This is a genomic window from Tenacibaculum ascidiaceicola (assembly GCF_047470925.1).
Lineage (GTDB): Bacteria > Bacteroidota > Bacteroidia > Flavobacteriales > Flavobacteriaceae > Polaribacter > Polaribacter discolor.
Genome location: NZ_JAZKJP010000011.1, coordinates 78,673 through 95,424, shown reverse-complemented (window position 1 = coordinate 95,424; position 16,752 = coordinate 78,673). Strand labels below are relative to the sequence as shown.

At 31.9% G+C, this 16,752-nt stretch carries 18 protein-coding genes; 3 read left to right on the top strand and 15 right to left on the bottom strand.

The genetic code is table 11. The features are described from left to right. From VBY68_RS11620 to VBY68_RS11590, 7 genes are all read right to left on the bottom strand, one after another. On the bottom strand, positions 1-1,053 hold the full coding sequence (locus tag VBY68_RS11620; protein WP_415269828.1) for a sensor histidine kinase: 1,053 nt from the start codon (positions 1,051-1,053) through the stop codon (positions 1-3). 71 nt (positions 1,054-1,124) lie between these two features. Next, a complete protein-coding gene (locus tag VBY68_RS11615) occupies positions 1,125-1,868 on the bottom strand; it encodes a hypothetical protein (protein ID WP_415269827.1) in 744 nt (247 codons plus the stop codon). A 168-nt stretch (positions 1,869-2,036) separates the two neighbouring features. Further along, positions 2,037-2,903 carry a M57 family metalloprotease gene (locus tag VBY68_RS11610; protein WP_099216196.1) on the bottom strand — a complete coding sequence of 289 codons (867 nt, stop codon included), beginning with the start codon at positions 2,901-2,903 and terminating at the stop codon, positions 2,037-2,039. Positions 2,904-3,145: 242 nt separating this feature from the next. Next, the gene (leuB, locus tag VBY68_RS11605) at positions 3,146-4,261 is read right to left on the bottom strand and encodes a 3-isopropylmalate dehydrogenase (protein ID WP_273694311.1); all 1,116 of its coding nucleotides are present in this window, start codon (positions 4,259-4,261) and stop codon (positions 3,146-3,148) included. Between the two features lie 11 nt (positions 4,262-4,272). After that, a complete protein-coding gene (leuD, locus tag VBY68_RS11600; protein WP_099216198.1) occupies positions 4,273-4,854 on the bottom strand; it encodes a 3-isopropylmalate dehydratase small subunit in 582 nt (193 codons plus the stop codon). Beyond that, complete coding sequence (gene leuC, locus VBY68_RS11595; RefSeq protein ID WP_415269826.1) at positions 4,854-6,236, bottom strand: 3-isopropylmalate dehydratase large subunit; 1,383 nt, start codon at positions 6,234-6,236, stop codon at positions 4,854-4,856. The genes leuD and leuC overlap by 1 nt, the downstream gene beginning before the upstream one ends. Then, complete coding sequence (locus VBY68_RS11590) at positions 6,236-7,411, bottom strand: 2-isopropylmalate synthase (protein ID WP_415269825.1); 1,176 nt, start codon at positions 7,409-7,411, stop codon at positions 6,236-6,238. Before VBY68_RS11590 ends, leuC begins: the two co-directional genes overlap by 1 nt. Before the next feature lie 132 nt (positions 7,412-7,543). On the opposite strand from VBY68_RS11590, the gene VBY68_RS11585 reads away from it, so the two are divergent. Continuing rightward, the gene (locus VBY68_RS11585) at positions 7,544-9,109 is read left to right on the top strand and encodes a hypothetical protein (RefSeq protein WP_415269824.1); all 1,566 of its coding nucleotides are present in this window, start codon (positions 7,544-7,546) and stop codon (positions 9,107-9,109) included. 122 nt (positions 9,110-9,231) lie between these two features. On the opposite strand, the gene VBY68_RS11580 is transcribed toward VBY68_RS11585, so the two are convergent. The 5 genes from VBY68_RS11580 to VBY68_RS11560 form a co-directional block, all read right to left on the bottom strand. Beyond that, positions 9,232-9,657, bottom strand: coding sequence for a DUF6896 domain-containing protein (locus tag VBY68_RS11580; protein WP_415269823.1), 426 nt, complete (start codon positions 9,655-9,657; stop codon positions 9,232-9,234). A gap of 61 nt (positions 9,658-9,718) precedes the next feature. After that, positions 9,719-10,018 carry a DUF1493 family protein gene (locus VBY68_RS11575; RefSeq protein WP_415269822.1) on the bottom strand — a complete coding sequence of 100 codons (300 nt, stop codon included), beginning with the start codon at positions 10,016-10,018 and terminating at the stop codon, positions 9,719-9,721. 25 nt (positions 10,019-10,043) lie between these two features. Further along, a complete protein-coding gene (locus VBY68_RS11570; RefSeq protein ID WP_415269821.1) occupies positions 10,044-10,982 on the bottom strand; it encodes an NAD(P)H-dependent flavin oxidoreductase in 939 nt (312 codons plus the stop codon). An 88-nt stretch (positions 10,983-11,070) separates the two neighbouring features. Then, positions 11,071-12,297, bottom strand: a complete 1,227-nt coding sequence (mnmA, locus tag VBY68_RS11565; protein WP_415269871.1) for a tRNA 2-thiouridine(34) synthase MnmA — start codon at positions 12,295-12,297, stop codon at positions 11,071-11,073. A gap of 184 nt (positions 12,298-12,481) precedes the next feature. Next, positions 12,482-13,189 (bottom strand): toxin-antitoxin system YwqK family antitoxin, encoded by a 708-nt coding sequence (locus VBY68_RS11560; RefSeq protein ID WP_415269820.1) that lies wholly within the window; start codon positions 13,187-13,189, stop codon positions 12,482-12,484. Positions 13,190-13,234: 45 nt separating this feature from the next. On the opposite strand from VBY68_RS11560, the gene VBY68_RS11555 reads away from it, so the two are divergent. Continuing rightward, positions 13,235-13,825, top strand: a complete 591-nt coding sequence (locus VBY68_RS11555; RefSeq protein ID WP_415269819.1) for an adenylosuccinate lyase — start codon at positions 13,235-13,237, stop codon at positions 13,823-13,825. A 71-nt stretch (positions 13,826-13,896) separates the two neighbouring features. Here VBY68_RS11555 and VBY68_RS11550 read toward each other — a convergent pair whose 3' ends face one another. Together VBY68_RS11550 and VBY68_RS11545 are read right to left on the bottom strand one after the other, a co-directional pair. Beyond that, a complete protein-coding gene (locus VBY68_RS11550; protein ID WP_415269818.1) occupies positions 13,897-14,676 on the bottom strand; it encodes a hypothetical protein in 780 nt (259 codons plus the stop codon). Positions 14,677-14,740: 64 nt separating this feature from the next. Next, the gene (locus tag VBY68_RS11545; RefSeq protein ID WP_099277135.1) at positions 14,741-15,271 is read right to left on the bottom strand and encodes a hypothetical protein; all 531 of its coding nucleotides are present in this window, start codon (positions 15,269-15,271) and stop codon (positions 14,741-14,743) included. Between the two features lie 270 nt (positions 15,272-15,541). On the opposite strand from VBY68_RS11545, the gene VBY68_RS11540 reads away from it, so the two are divergent. Next, entirely contained in the window at positions 15,542-15,802 is a 261-nt protein-coding gene (locus VBY68_RS11540) for a hypothetical protein (RefSeq protein ID WP_415269817.1), read from the top strand. 43 nt (positions 15,803-15,845) lie between these two features. Here the strand turns inward: VBY68_RS11540 and VBY68_RS11535 are convergent, their stop codons facing one another. Further along, positions 15,846-16,685: a sterol desaturase family protein gene (locus VBY68_RS11535; RefSeq protein ID WP_121147244.1), complete on the bottom strand. Its 840-nt coding sequence runs from the start codon at positions 16,683-16,685 to the stop codon at positions 15,846-15,848. Positions 16,686-16,752: the final 67 nt, after the last annotated feature.

The window sequence follows — 16,752 nt, the reverse complement described above, 5'->3', positions numbered from 1 at the left end:
TTATACAGATTTATGAGATGGTATTAATGGTAAAACGACTTCAAACTCCTTTTTAGTTTCACGTATTTTAATAGTATTTTCAGCAAGTAACTCAAATTGTTTTGATAAGTTAATCAACGCCATTCCATTACCTTTTCTTCTTGTAGCGTATAGTGCTTTATTATTTGTTACCTTAATTCCTTCATCCTCTGTTATAGTAATATCTACGGGTGATTCGGAGGTTCCTTTATTGTGAGTGATTGCATTTTCTATAAGAACTTGTAAACAAAATGGAGGTACTACAATGTTTTTTGTGTATAAAGTTGGTGCTATATTTAGTTTATAATAACCTTCATACTTTTCTTCCATTAGCTTAAAATACCCCTCTGTAAAAAACAACTCTTCTTTTAATGTAACCAGTTGTTTATCTGCACTATGTAAGCTATATCTATATAATTCTGCAAAACGATTTAAAAATAAAGAAGCTCTTTGAGTATCTTCTTCAATAAGTTGATCTAAAATATTTAGATTATTAAACAAAAAGTGAGGGTTTAATTGTGTTTTTAATTGTGTTATTTCATTTTTAGCTTTACTTATTTCATAGGCAGCTACCTGTTTTTGATAAGCAACATTTTCTTTATAATACAAGTAGGCTAATGAAAACCCTCCAAAAATAATAAAGTCAATTACAGAATTTATATTGACATATATTATATGATAAACAGAACCAAAGTTTCTGGAATAGGTATCAAAAATGAACGCAACAATTAATCCGAAACTATTTCCTATCACTAAATATGTTAACAAGCCTATTCCAAAAAAATGCACATATCTTCTACTTAATGAAGTTTGTTTTTTTGAGTTTTTATTAATACTCTTTTTAATAAAACTAACCCACCAAAAAATAAAAACTGCTTTAAAGAAATACCAAAAGGGAGCATCAGGATAAAAGATAAAATCTTTCCAAGAATCTGAATTCCCAAATTGATTTTTTAAAATAAATATTAAGCAAAAGGTAAAGAGAAAGATTAAAAATGTAGCATTTTCTCTAAAAAAGGATGTGTTTGTTTTCATATCAGTACTCACAAATATATCAAATTTGCGATGAAACTTCTGATTGAATCTCACCGCAAACTCTAGTATTTCTATTTAACTTCTGGCCAAGTACTTACTGTATTTCCTTTCTCATCATAGGCTTCTAATTTTATTTTATTATCCTCATCTATAATAAACTTAGCTCTTGTTTTTCCGTTAGAATCGTATAAAAATAATCCATTTTGTTTTCCTGGTGTTTGCCCTAAAGCTACTCTTGGCACTCCACCTATCATTCCTTTTTGTTGATACTCTTTAAACTTAGCTCTTCTCTCAGCAGGATTATTAATAGCTCTTAATTCTTTACTTATTTTTTGAGTCATTTCTTGGGTTTCATTATCTCCTCTATCATTAAAAACTAACCTACCTGCTTTGTATCTTTTTCCATCTCTCTTTGCATCAGTAGTTATGAGCTGCATTACTTGGTCTCCATCATACTGATCAAATGTTAATGATAATCCCGAACTATGTCCTTTTTCAGTTTTTTTACCATCATAAATAAATCCGCCACACTCTATACCTTCTTCATTATAAAAAAGCATTCCTGCTCTCTTTTTTCTTTCATGATAAACTCTCCCATTAATCTTATCGCCTTTACTAGGAAAGTTTGCTGCATTTGTAATTAGCATTTTTACTGTTCCATCATTTTCTATGATATTAATTCTTTTTACATCAATAGTATCAAATTGTGTATTCTCTTTATTTTTAAAGGCTACAGTAGTTAAAACTCCTATTAATGCTGTTATACTTACTGCAAATGTTCTTAAAAAAATAAGTTCTTTTTTTGTGTTCATCATGGTATGTTTTTATTATTAGATGCCTCAAAAGTATTTTGGACTCACGTTTTTAAAAACATTTTTTTTATAAGCTCAGGAAAATAAATGATAAACTAAGGAATATTAGCAATAAAAAAACCACCGACTTTTAATCGGTGGTTTACACTATGTATTAAGGTTAGTTATTTCTTAGTACATGTTTTGTAATGCTGTAATGTCGTTACCATTAAACTCTCCGTCTTCGTTAGAGCTAAAGCACGCTAACATAACTGAAGTTGAATCGTATCCTGTTGGTGTACCAGATACATGGTTAGCTCCAACACCTGCAGTACCTTCATTGGTATTTTGTCCACAACTTTGACGGCTAAACCAATCTGTATGTCTAAATCCAACTGAGTGTCCAATTTCATGTGTAATTACATGCTCAACAACATTCGTATCGTAGTTGTTCAAACCATATATTTGTACAAACTTGTAAGGTAAGCCATTGCTTGGGAAACCTGCACTACCACCTGCTCCAGATTGAGTTGGATTATGGTATACTACCATATCTTTGTTACTGTAGTTGGTTCCAAAACTTAATGTAAAGCTAATAGATACACCACTTAAACGGTTGTAATTGTCTACCGCCCATTGTAATGCTGTTTGCTCTTTACTAGAAAGACCATATCCACCACCACCTGTGTATCCTACGATAGAAATATTTCTACCCTGAGATACCAAATTGTTGGTAGAGTATTGACGAGCAGATTGATCTTTAGCTTTAGCCATAGCAAACAACTGATCTTCTGTCATTACTACATCTTCCTCTAAAAATAAACGTACTTCTGAAGTTCCATCAGGGAAGTAAAAATTGTCATAACGAATATGATCTACATTTAGCTCTAATTTGGCTACTGCATCAACTACCTCTTGAGGTATTGGTTTAAGTCCTGGGTTGTCGCCAGATTGCTCTATAGCTTCAGGGTTTTTAATTTGTTCGTTTTCACTTGAACATGAGGTGAAGAATACACCTGCAGATAAGCCCATAATTAGGGCTAACTTTGCTTTTCTCATAATATGAAGGGTTTTTTAATTCGCTGTAAATCTACACTTTAGATTCATATCTTTAAAACAAAACCAAAAAAAACGTTAAAAAAAAGAATATTTAAACAGAAAAATCATAAAATATTAAATATTAAACAATACATAATAATTTTAAACAACTAACAAACAGACTACCAAACACTTATAAACAAAACTTCCTTTAACCATGGTGGTTAAAGGAAGTTTACATAATTATTTATAGTTTTTACTACCTATATAATGGTGCTTTGCCCCATATGTATGTTTTGGAAATTCATATCACTATCTTCTTGATTATAAATATAGTCTGCTATAAAATCTCCTACTTTAGAAGTTGAAAATGGGTTTTCTGAATTAATATCTTCTGTAGTAATACCCAGTTCTAATGATTTTTGAACAGCACTCTCTACTGTATCTGCCTCTGTATGTAATTCTAAATGTCTTAACAATAACGCAGATGATAGTATAGATGCCAATGGGTTAGCGATGTCTTTTCCTTTTGCTTGTGGAAAAGATCCGTGAATAGGTTCAAATAACGCATTTTCTTTTCCTACTGAAGCGGAAGCTAACAAACCTATAGAACCTCCTATAACACTTGCTTCGTCAGAAAGAATGTCTCCAAAAAGGTTTTCGGTTAAAATAACATCAAAATCTTTTGGGTTTAAAATTAACTTCATCGCTGCATTATCAACAAATAAATAGTCTACTTCAACGTCAGGATATTGAGTTGCTAAATCTCCAACAGTTTTACGCCACAGCCTTGAGGTTTCTAATACATTGGCTTTATCTACCAACGTTAGTTTTTTACGTCTTTTTTGAGCTGCTTGAAAAGCTAAATGTGCCATTCGCTCTATTTCTTCTACAGTATAAGAACAACCATCAAAAGCATGCTTTCCATCATCACTCAGTTCTTTAATACCAAAATAGATTCCTCCTGTTAGCTCTCTATAAATAACAATATCTGTTCCTTCAATTCTATCTTTCTTTAAAGGTGACTTATGAATTAACGTGTCATACGCTTTTACAGGACGTACATTACAAAATAGTCCTAATTCTTTTCTTAAACGTAGTAATCCTTGCTCTGGACGTACTTTTGCTGTAGGATCATTATCATATTTTGGATCTCCAATGGCTCCAAATAAGATAGCATCACTCTTTTTACACAACTCAATGGTTTCATCAGGCAATGGATTTCCTGTTTTATCAATAGCACAGGCTCCCATTAATGTTTCTTTAAATAAGAATGTGTGATCAAACACATTACCAACAGCTCTAAGCACTTTTTTTGCTTGCTCTGTTACTTCTGGTCCTATTCCATCTCCTGGTATTACCGCTATATTGTACTTCATCTTTTTACTTTTTATATCATTGTTGCTTCAAAAGCCGTTATTGTATCTTTTTTACTGATTAAAAAATCTATATCGTCATAACCATTTATCATACATAGTTTTTTGTACGGGTTTATTTCAAAATCTACATTACCTATGGGGGTTTTTAGTTTTTGATTTTCTAAATCAACTATAATAGTTGTGTCTGGTAATTCCGTTACTTTTTTTAACAGTTTTGCTAAATATTCTTTGGGTACTTGTACTGGTAATATTCCGTTATTAAGTGCGTTTCCTTTAAAAATATCTGCAAAAAAACTACTGATGACTACTTTAAATCCGTAGCCTGCTAATGCCCATGCAGCATGTTCTCTACTTGAACCACATCCGAAATTATCTCCTGCTATTAAAATGCTTCCTGTATAATTTGTATTGTTTAAAACAAAGTCTTCATTTAAACTACCATTTTTATTGTAGCGCCAATCTCTAAACACATTGTCTCCAAATCCTTCTTTATTAGTTGATTTTAAAAATCGTGCGGGTATAATTTGATCGGTATCTATGTTCTCCGTCGGTAATGGTATGGCCGTATCTATTAGTTTAACAAATTTCTCCATTAGTTTAATTGTTTTGTAAAGTCAGTTATTTTTCCTTCTACTGCTGTTGCAGCAGCCATTAACGGACTTGCTAAAATGGTTCTTGCTCCTTGTCCTTGACGTCCTTCAAAGTTTCTATTTGAAGTTGATACACAGTATTCTCCTTCTGGTATTTTATCGTCATTCATTGCTAAACATGCTGAGCAACCTGGTTGTCGTAACTGAAATCCTGCTGCTTCAAAAACTTCTTGTAAACCTTCTCGTTTTATTTGTTTTGCTACTTGTTGTGATCCTGGTACTAACCACGCATTTACATTCGCTGCTTTTTGCTTTCCTTTTATATAGTTTGCTGCTACTCTAAAATCTTCTATTCTAGAGTTTGTACAACTTCCTATAAATACATAATTAACAGGTGTATTAATTAATGATGTTCCCTTTTTAAAGTTCATATACTGTAACGACTTTTCAAAGGAAGCATCATTAAATTGGGGAATGTTTTCTGAAATTTTTACACCCATTCCTGGGTTAGTTCCGTAAGTAAGCATTGGTTCTATGTCTTCTGCCTTAAAAGTGTATTCTTTATCAAATTTTGCACTTTTATCAGTCTTTAATGTGTTCCAATAAGCTACTTTGTTATCAAACTCGTCTCCTTTTGGTGCAAACTCACGTTCTTTAATATATTCAAAAGTGGTTTTATCAGGAGCAATCATACCTCCTCTTGCTCCCATTTCGATACTCATATTACACACGGTCATACGACCTTCCATAGACATTTCTTCAAATACATTTCCTGCATATTCACAAAAATATCCTGTACCTGAATTTGTTCCTAATTGCGCTATAATATATAAGATTACATCTTTGGGTAATACTCCATTTTTAAGTTTACCTTTTACAGTTACACGCATGCTCTTAGGTTTTTCTAACAATAAGCATTGACTTGCAAATACTTGTGCTACTTGACTTGTTCCTATACCAAAAGCAATAGTACCAAAAGCACCGTGCGTTGATGTATGACTATCTCCACAAACCATAGTCATTCCTGGTTGTGTTATCCCTAATTCGGGAGCCATAACGTGTACAATTCCATTATATCGATGTCCTAAACCATATAGAGTAATATCGTTTTCTTTACAGTTTTGTGTTAATTGCTCTAGTTGTTGCCTTGATAATTCATCTTTTATTGGTAAATGTTGATTTACGGTTGGTGTATTATGATCGGCTGTTGCTACTGTTTTGTCTGGTCGTGCAATTGGAATATTACGCTCTTTTAACTCGTTAAAAGCTTGCGGACTGGTTACTTCATGAATTAAGTGTTTGTCTATGTATAATATTTGTGGTCCGTCTTTTACAGTATCCACTACATGCGCATCCCATACTTTATCAAATAATGTCTTTCCCATTAAGCTATGGCTATTTTTGAAATTTTATTTACTTGTTTCATAATCTGATGAATGTCTTCGTCGATTACTTCTTTTTGTCTATCAGCAAACTGTAAGAACGTTTTATAAGCTGTATCTAACTGAATTTTGGTTAGCTCATATCCTATCTTTTTTGCGCGATATGCTAAGGCTGCTCTTCCGCTTCTTGCGGTTAATACGATAGCACTTTCTGTGACTCCTACATCTGCTGGATTGATAATTTCATACGTTTCACGATTCTTGATAACTCCATCTTGATGAATTCCTGAGCTATGTGCAAAGGCATTTGCTCCTACAATGGCTTTGTTAGGTTGTACAGGCATTCCCATGCGTTCACGAACCATCATACTTGTATCGTATAGTAATTTGGTGTTAATATCTGTTTGAAGATTTAAATATGGATGCTGTTTTAAAATCATTACTACTTCTTCTAAAGCCGTATTTCCTGCACGCTCTCCTATTCCATTGACCGTACATTCTATTTGACGCGCACCATTAATAGCTCCTGCAATAGAATTTGCTGTGGCTAAGCCTAAATCGTTATGGCAATGGCATGAAATAATTACATTTTCAATGCCTTTTACATTGTCTTTTAAATACTTGATTTTCGCTCCATATTCTTCAGGTAAACAATACCCTGTAGTATCAGGAATATTCAACACTGTTGCTCCTGATTTTATAACTTCTTCACAAACTTTAGCTAAAAAAGCGTTGTCGGTTCTACCTGCATCTTCTGCATAAAACTCTACATCGTCTACAAAGTTTTTTGCGTACGAGACAGCTTCTTTTGCTCGCCTAATTACTTCTTCTTTCGAAGCATTGAATTTATACTGAATATGTGAATCACTAGTACCAATACCTGTATGAATTCTAGGTTTGCTAGCTAATCTTAAAGCATCTGCTGCTACTTCAATATCTTTTTTAACGGCTCTTGTTAATCCGCATACAGTAGCACTTTTAACTAATTTAGCTATTTCTTGTACCGAAGTAAAGTCTCCTGGGCTTGATACTGGGAAGCCTGCTTCAATTACATCAACTCCTAAAAAATCGAGTCTTTCGGCAATAACTAGCTTTTGTTGGGTATCTAATTTACATCCTGGGACTTGCTCTCCGTCTCGTAATGTGGTATCGAAAATTTGAATTTTATCGCTTTGCATAAATCTAAATATGATTATCAAAATAAAAACCAAATGTATATATTGGCTTTTCTAGCAAGCTCTTTTTTAATGAGTTAGTTACGATATCAAAACGACAAAAAACAACAATAAAATACTGAAAAACAAAAAGTTATGCGTAAACCAATTACATTCTCCAACCAACAAAATGACGCTTTGTTTGTTTTGATTAAGTCTTTATCGAAGTCAGAAAAACGTCAGTTTAATTTATATGTTGGTCGTTTAGGAGGTAATGTAGATGCTAAATTTTTTGCGCTTTTTAAATTACTTGAAAAACAAAAGAGTTATAACGAAAAGGCTATTATTGATAGCGGTGTGGTGAGTAAACAACAATTATCTAACCTAAAAGCTCATTTATACAAGCAAATACTAACTAGTCTTCGTATGAATCCTGCTCATAAAAACATTAGAATTCAAATACGTGAGCAACTAGATTTTGCTACAGTTTTATATCAAAAAGGGTTGTACAAGCAAAGTTTAAAACTGCTTGACAAAGCAAAAAATATGGCGGTTGAAAATGAAGAAAAGAATGTTGCTTATGAAATTGTTGAGCTTGAAAAAGTCATTGAAAGTCAGTATATAACCCGAAGTATTGATACGCGTTCTGACGAATTAACTATTCAGGCAAAAGAGCTTAGCATGCAAAATGTTATCGCCAGTAAATTATCAAACTTGTCGCTACAACTGTATGGAACATTGCTTAAAAATGGCTACGTAAAAAACGATGAAGAACTGCAACGAGTAAATACTTACTTTTATTCTAAACTTCCTGAATATACATATGAAGAATTGGGTTTTAGAGAAAAGTTATGGTTATACAAAGCACATTTGTGGCATAGCTTTTTAACTCAAGATTTTTTACAGAGTTATAAGTATGCTAATAAATGGGTAGATTTATTTAAACATGATACTAAGAATATTTCTTTGCATCCTGTTTTTTATTTAAAAGGAAAGAACTACTTATTAGAGAGCTTATTTTTTATAAAGCATTATGATAAGTTTAAAGAAGAGCTTTCTGCTTTTGAAGAGGAAATTGAAGAGAAAAGTATTCCGCAAAATAGCAATACTGAAATCTTAACTTTTCTATACTATTATGCTAATAAATTACACTTACATTTCTTAGAAGGCAACTTTTCTGAAGGTGAATACCTAGTAGATATTATTAATGATAAAATAGATGAGTACAAAGACCGTTTAGATACGCATCATATTGTAGTTTTTTACTACAAAATTGCTTGTTTGTACTTTGGTATGGGTAAAAACAAAGAGTGTATTTTGTATTTAAATAAAATAATTAAACCTAAAAATATTCAAGTAGCTAACGATCTACAGTGTTTTGCCAGAGTACTTTCTTTAATTGCTCATTACGAGTGTGGCTTAGATTATGATTTGGAGCGACAGTTTAAAGATACCTATCGTTTTTTACTTAAAATGGAAAATTTACAAGAGGTTCAAAAAGAGTTTATTTCTTCTATAAAAGCGTTGGGAGATGTGTTTCCACATCAAATAAAAAAGGAGTTAAAAAAAGTACACAGTCGCCTTAAGGTTTATGAGAATCATCCTTATGAAAAAAGAGCTTTTTTATATTTAGACATCCTTTCGTGGCTTGAAAGTAAGATTGAAAATAAACCTGTTGCTCAAATTATTAAAGAGAAATTTGTTAGTTCTCAAAAGTGTTGAGGTCTTATTTATGTGGGATTATTTATAGCGTATTAATCATAATACTTCATATAACTACTATTCATATCTATTAATTTATTTTTACTTCTTTATATTTATTATAAATACCTTAAATAAGTAAATCAATAAGGATATAATATTCTATCTACATAATTCTTATCTATATTATATGTTTTTGTATCAATTCCACTTAGAATAAACCTTGAAACAATTCCTTCACTAATTAAACCTAGAGTTCCAAAATATACATCATCCATACTTACATTTGATAGCTCTGGATTTGTTTCTATAAACTTATATAATTTCCAAATAGAAAAATTGATTACTTTTCCTTCCAATAAACCAAAATCATATTCACAGATAGTATTATTATATTCTACTCTGCAACCTTTTCCATGAAAATAATAACCATAGTTAAATACAACCCCTTTTCTAGGGATTGTCTTATCTATTTCTGCCCATATATCTTTTTTTCCTTTGTATTTTTTCTTAAAAGCTAATTCAAAATTATTTATGAACCTTATATAAGAATCAATATTTTTTTTCATAAAATGAATTAATGTAAACTAGAAATTTATAAAAAAATCACTTTTTTTAGTATTGGTTCTTTTATATAGGATCAAACCATTCTCTAAGTTCAGCTACCTCTATCAAATGTTTTACTGAAAAATGTTTTTGCTTTCCAAAAAATTTAAACTTATTTCTTAATAGTTTATGAAATGGGTCTTCCTTAGAAAAATATCTATCAAATTCGAAGCTTGTCATATTAACATTAAAATACCTTTCAAAATCATAAAAAAAAGTTTCTGCATCTAAGCCATCTGTACCTATTAAATCAAACGATTCGGATGTATCTAAAACAATATAACCTAACTTAAGCTTAATAAAATCGATAACCTCTCCTTCCAATATACTTTTCTAATAAAAACATTACCTAAAACAACTGCTCTTTTTTCACTTGCTGGTATTCTTCTACAATTGCTTCTAAAACTTCTTTTGCAGGTTTAATTTCATGGATAAGCCCTGCTACTTGACCTATTTCTAGTTCTCCATCGTCCAAGTTTCCTTCAAACATACCTCTCTTAGCACGTGCACGTCCTAACAATTCTTTTAATTGTTCTATCGTTGGGTTTTGTTGATATAATTCTTGAACTTCTTGAAAGAATTTGTTTTTCACTAAACGTACAGGTGCGAGTTCCTTTAACGTTAGTTGTGTACCTCCATCTTTTACTTCAACAATTGTTTTTTTGAAGTTGTCATGTGCTGAAGATTCTACAGTAGCTGCAAAACGGCTTCCAACTTGTACTCCGTCTGCTCCCAACACCATTGCTGCTAACATTCCTCTACCTGAACCTATTCCTCCTGCTGCAATTACTGGAATTTTAACTTGTTCTTTTACCATAGGAATTAACGTAAACGTAGTAGTTTCTTCACGTCCGTTATGACCTCCAGCTTCAAATCCTTCACATACTACAGCATCTACTCCAGCTGCTTCTGCTTTTAAGGCAAATTTTACTGAACTTACCACATGAACTACTGTAATTCCTTTTTCCTTTAAAAAAGAGGTCCATGTTTTTGGATTACCTGCAGAAGTAAACACGATTTTTACTCCTTCTTCAACGATAATATCCATGATTTTTTCTATATCAGGATACAACATTGGCACATTTACCCCGAAAGGTTTATCTGTTGCTTTTTTACATTTTTGAATGTGTTCACGAAGTACTTCTGGATACATAGATCCTGCTCCAATTAATCCTAATCCACCTGCATTTGACACTGCAGAAGCTAACTTCCAGCCACTTACCCAAATCATTCCACCTTGAACGATTGGATATTGTATATTAAATAGTTTGGTAATTCTGTTTTGCATAGCGTAAATGTACAATCATTAGCTAGGAAGCACAAAAAAACCTCGAAAAAATCGAGGTTGTATGTTTATGTTTTTATGTGTGAAAAAGTTACGAAATTACACCAGAACCTAACAGTTCTTCGTTTTTATACCAAGCAACAAACTGCCCTTCTTGAATAGCTGATTGTGGATTTTCAAACTCTACATAAATTCCGTTGTCAACTTTATACAACGTAGCTTTTTCTAAAGGTTGTCGGTAACGAATACGTGCTTCTACCTCCATAGATTCACCAGTTTGTAAAGCTAAATCTTCACGCACCCAGTGTAATTCTTCATTTGATACAAATAATACACTTCTATACAACCCTTGGTGATTTTTTCCTTCTCCAGTATAAATAATGTTGGTATCTACGTCGGTTTCAATTACAAACAATGGTTCTTTGGTTCCTCCAACTGCTAACCCTTTACGCTGACCTTTTGTAAAATAATGTGCTCCTTGATGCTTTCCTACTACTTTTCCATCTTCTTTATTATAAGAGAATTTAGTTGAAAAATATTCCAATTCTGCCTCTTTATTCTCAAATTCTGGAATTGAACGATTGTACTGTTCAAATTCGTCTGGAATTCGGACAATATCTCCTTCTTTCGGTTGTAGTTTTTGTTGTAAAAAGTCTGGAAGTCTTACTTTTCCTATAAAACACAATCCTTGGCTGTCTTTTTTATCAGCTGTAATTAAATCTGCCTCTTTTGCTATTTCACGAACTTCTGGTTTTGTCAATTCTCCTATTGGGAACAATGCCTTTGACAGTTGCTCTTGTGATAATTGACATAAAAAATATGATTGATCTTTATTAGTGTCTTTTCCAGCTAATAACTTGTATACAGGTTTTCCATCAATAATTTCTTCTGCTTTTCTACAGTAATGTCCTGTAGCTACATAATCAGCACCTAAACTTAATGCGATGTCCATAAACACATCAAACTTAATTTCACGATTACATAATACATCAGGATTAGGTGTACGACCTTTTTCATATTCGTTAAACATATAGTCAACGATACGTTCTTTGTATTGTTCGCTTAAATCAACTGTTTGAAAAGGAATTCCTAATTTTTCTGCAACAATCATGGCGTCGTTGCTGTCTTCTAACCACGGACATTCATTAGAAATGGTTACTGAATCGTCGTGCCAGTTCTTCATAAACAACCCAATAACTTCGTATCCCTGTTCTTTTAGTAAATACGCAGTTACACTACTATCTACACCTCCTGAAAGTCCTACTACTACTCTTTGCATTTTATACTTTTGAAGCTGCAAATTTACGAAATAATAAATGTTTTTATTATGGAAATAATTGATGACTTCATTGTAAAAATTGATGGACAGTGATATGTCTTAGTTTCTTACCTTCTCTTAGAATCTTTTGAAATTAACCAGTCAGAAAATAAAACTCTTATTCTCCACTGCGTTACTTTATAAAAGATGATAAACTTATATTTATCTTCTCTATCTCTATAGATTAATTTTTAGGTATTGAATGTACAGCTCTTTTTCTCTTATCGGTAACAACTTCTCCATCCATGTAAAATTGCCATTTACCGTCTCTTTTACCGTTTTTATACATTCCTTTTTCTTTTAAATCTCCTTTTAAGTCGTAATATCTTCCTTCTCCTTCTAGTTTTCCATCAACATAATACACTTCTTCAATCATCACTCCTTCTTCAGTAAAAATCTTAGAAAGTCCATTTTTCTCACCATTTTTATAAATACTTTCTTCCGTTAATTTACCATTTCTATAATAGTTTTTTAGAACTCCATCTAATTTACCGTCAACATACTCTTCTTCAGAAAAAAGCTTTCCATCTGAAAAATAATACGTCCACTTACCTACTCTCTTTCTTCCTATCATCCATCCTTTTGTTTTTACTTTTCCTTTTGGTGTAAAAAACTGTACAAATGCACTATCTGATTTTGCTGAAAACTCTTTAGACATAGAAGGTACTCCGTAAGAGTTAGGCTCGTAAAAATTAAATGTTCCTACTTCTTTTCCATTTTTAAATTCACCTGAGTATCTTATTTTATTTTTATTATCATCGTAATACTTTTTCCATACTCCATGTCTCTTACCATTTGCATCAAACTGATTAATTTTTTGTGCTTGTGCAGCTGTTGTAAAAAAGGCTGCTAATAAAAGTGCTGTTGAAAATATCCTTTTTATATTTATCATACTATAATTTCTTTTACATTTCAAATTTACATAAACCATACCAATATGAGTATTGATTTTTTAATTTCTGTGTTAGAAAATGTTGATAATCCTGCTAGAGTAAACAGAAATAATGCTGCAAATATTGTGTTAGCTCAACCTGAATTAGTGAAATATTTAGTTGATATTACTTTTGATGTTGATAATAAACTATCTATTAAAGCTGCTTGGGTACTGGAATGGATTTGTACACATAGTGGAATTGAACATATTATTCCTTATTTAAATCTTTTTACAAAAAATATATCTAGAGTACATTTTGACAGTGCTGTAAGACCATGTGCTAAAATTTGTGAGCATTTAGCAACTGCTTTTTCCTCAAAAACAACCAATGGTATAAAAGAACAGTTAACAGAAACTGATATTGATTTAATTATAGAAACTGGGTTTGATTGGTTAATTACCGACCAAAAAACAGCAGTGAAAGCCTACACCATGAGTACTTTGTTTTTATTTGGTTTACAAAAAGATTGGGTTCATCCTGAGTTAGAACATCTAATTCGTACTAAAGTAATTCATGAAAGTAAAGGTTGTAAAGCTAGAGGCAAGAAAATATTGGAGTTGATAGAGAAGCATAAAAATCAAAAACAATTATAAAACCTCAGAAGAAAAATCTTCTGAGGTTCTTTTATTATTTTACAAACAACTAAATAGTTGTAGTTATTGTATTACCAAGCCCAGCCTTTGGTAGAAGAAACTTGGTCGTTCCAAGACTTTCTCCAGAACCACCAGCCTGACATAGTATACCACTTAAGGTTAGCTACTCCAAAACCTGAAGGACCTACTGATTGATAAAAACCTATAACTTTTCCTCCATAACAAGAATGTTGATATAAGTACACCAAAGCTCTTCTATTCCATGGTTTTTTCACTATTAAAGAGGATAACTGATCGTTATAACCGCTTCCTACCCAATGGTCTCTATAATACCTACGATCCATTCTACTCATTCCACTCATGTATGTATTATAGTAAGCGTGTTTGTAGAAATAAAACCTTCCTGTTCCATATAAATCATAGCTATTACACTTAGACGATCTTCCTTCTGTTGCTTCTTGATCTCCTGGGAATTCTTCTGCTACTTTTGAAGCATACTCTTGTAAGTCTTCTCCATTATCAAAAACCTTAACTTGAATATCAGTACTTCCTTCTTTTTGATTATCAAAGAATAATGATTTTGGAGCTCTTTCTTCATCTCCAAAGATTTCTTGAGCAAGCTCAACATCTCCATCAGCTTTCAGTACTTCTCCACTTTCTTCATCATACACATAAGCCACTTTAAACTGCTTACCATAATAATCATATGTATGATTTATAGTTACTGTACTTTCTTTTGCTAATTGTACTTCTTCTTTGGTTGATTCATTTTCAACTATATCTTCGCTTTGACAGCTAAAAAGCAATGTAAAACACATCACAGCTATCCATAAAAAATTTTGTTTTTTCATTTTTTCTTATTTTTTGAAACTCTCAGACTTTGCTAAGAGTTTATTAGTTTGATTAGTTAGTTTTTTAATTTTTTACAGGTATTAAAACCTCTCCGTTCTTAAAACGCGAATAATCTACAACGTATTTACCTGCTTGTAAAGTAATATCAGCTTTACCTAATTCTTCTACTATGTCTTCTCTAAGAGAAACGTTTTCTGAAATGATAAAGTCTTCTTCCTCTAAACTTCTTGAGAACACTAATCGTAATGACTCACCTTCATTTCTGAATGCTATCACTCCATTATCTTCATCATTGTTTCCTTCCATAAGTTTTGAGAATGTTTCTTTTACTTCTTCTGATGAATCTGAACTTGCATTGCTATACACAAGTATATCTCCATAATCGTTTTTAAAACACACTCCTGGTCCTGTAGTACAAGTTCCTCTACTAAACCGCCAATCCATAACATATACCCATGGTGCGTAATAGGCTCGAGCTTGTTTTACCTCTAAATTTGTGTTGTTTAACAGTTCATTTGCAGTGTCTTCTTTTTGACATGCTTGTAGCATCATAAGAACGATGCCTACAATTACAAAGTTTTGTAGTCGTTTCATAAAATAATAGTTTTCGGGGTTAATTATGAACTCAAATATATACGAACACCACAGCTTAACTAACAGGGGAATTGTTGTTTATACCACAGGAAAAACACCCTTTAAGTAAGTCTTATACACCGAACATTTTACTAAGGCTTGTGGAATATTTCAATTTATTTCCTGTATAAATCAAGTGTTTATTCCTTTTAAAAATGTAGCTGTTAACCTAAAGACCTTCTTCTCTTTCCGTTATAGTTTTGCCAACATTATAAATCAAAATAAAAAATTATGTTGAAAAAAATTTTAAAGTTAAGTGGTGTTCAAAAACTAAACAGTTTAACTCAAAAAGAAATTTCAGGAGGAGACTCTTTTGGTGGTTATTTAGATGGAGTAGACACAACAACAGATCCTGACAGATTTCCTTCTGATCCAGTAACACCAAGTTGGAAGTGGAGGTGTCATAATCAAACTAGTAATGGTAATACACCTACCTTTTTTTATTCTTACACAGATTTAAGCTATCGTGGTTACATTTGTTATCCTTTATAACTAGATAAGAATTATAAAAGCAAGCCTAACTGCTTGCTTTTATTTATTTAATACCCTTTAAGTTCGTAGGTTTTCTATATCCTTGAAAAGGTTGCTTGAGTAACTCTTTTAGGCTTGAATTTTTTACCTCATCAGGAAATGTATCTACCCCGTAGACTATTTTTTCTCTATCTAATTCCATATAAGTACCTAATAATCGATCCCAAATAGAGAAGATATTTCCGTAGTTGGAATCAGTATAAGGTAATAAATTATGATGATGCACTTTATGCATATCAGGTGAAACAATAACATAACTTAATACTTTATCCAATTTTTTAGGCATTTTTATATTGGCATGAGTTAGTTGTGTAAACACTAACGACATAGACTGATATAACATTATTATACCTATTGGTGTTCCTACTAAAAAAACACCTAGTAATGTAAATGTAAAACGAATAACACTTTCTATAGGGTGATGCCTATTTGCTGTAGTAGTATCTACTTTATGATCAGAATGGTGTACTAAATGTACCATCCATAAAGGCTTTACTTTATGTTCTACTAAATGCGCTAAATAAGCTCCGAAAAAATCTAAAAATAACACACCTAACAATACATACAACCATAATGGCATTTCAGGAAGCCAGTTAATCAATCCAAAATCATTTGCTTGCACCCAATCGGCTGTCTTAAGTAATACAAAAGCCAAAGTAAAGTTGATAATTACCGTGGTAGCTGTAAAAAACAAATTAGGCCATGCATGTTTCCATTTATTGTATTTAAAGCTAAATAAAGGCACAGCGCCTTCTAACAACCAGAAAAAAGCTATTCCTCCAACTAAAATAATACTTCTATGACTGGAAGGAATGTTTTCAAAATAATGTATAAGGGTTTCCAATGTGTAATATTTTTTCTAAAAGTAAGAATTTTTGATTATAGTTATCATTACAGATTTGTTCATCTTT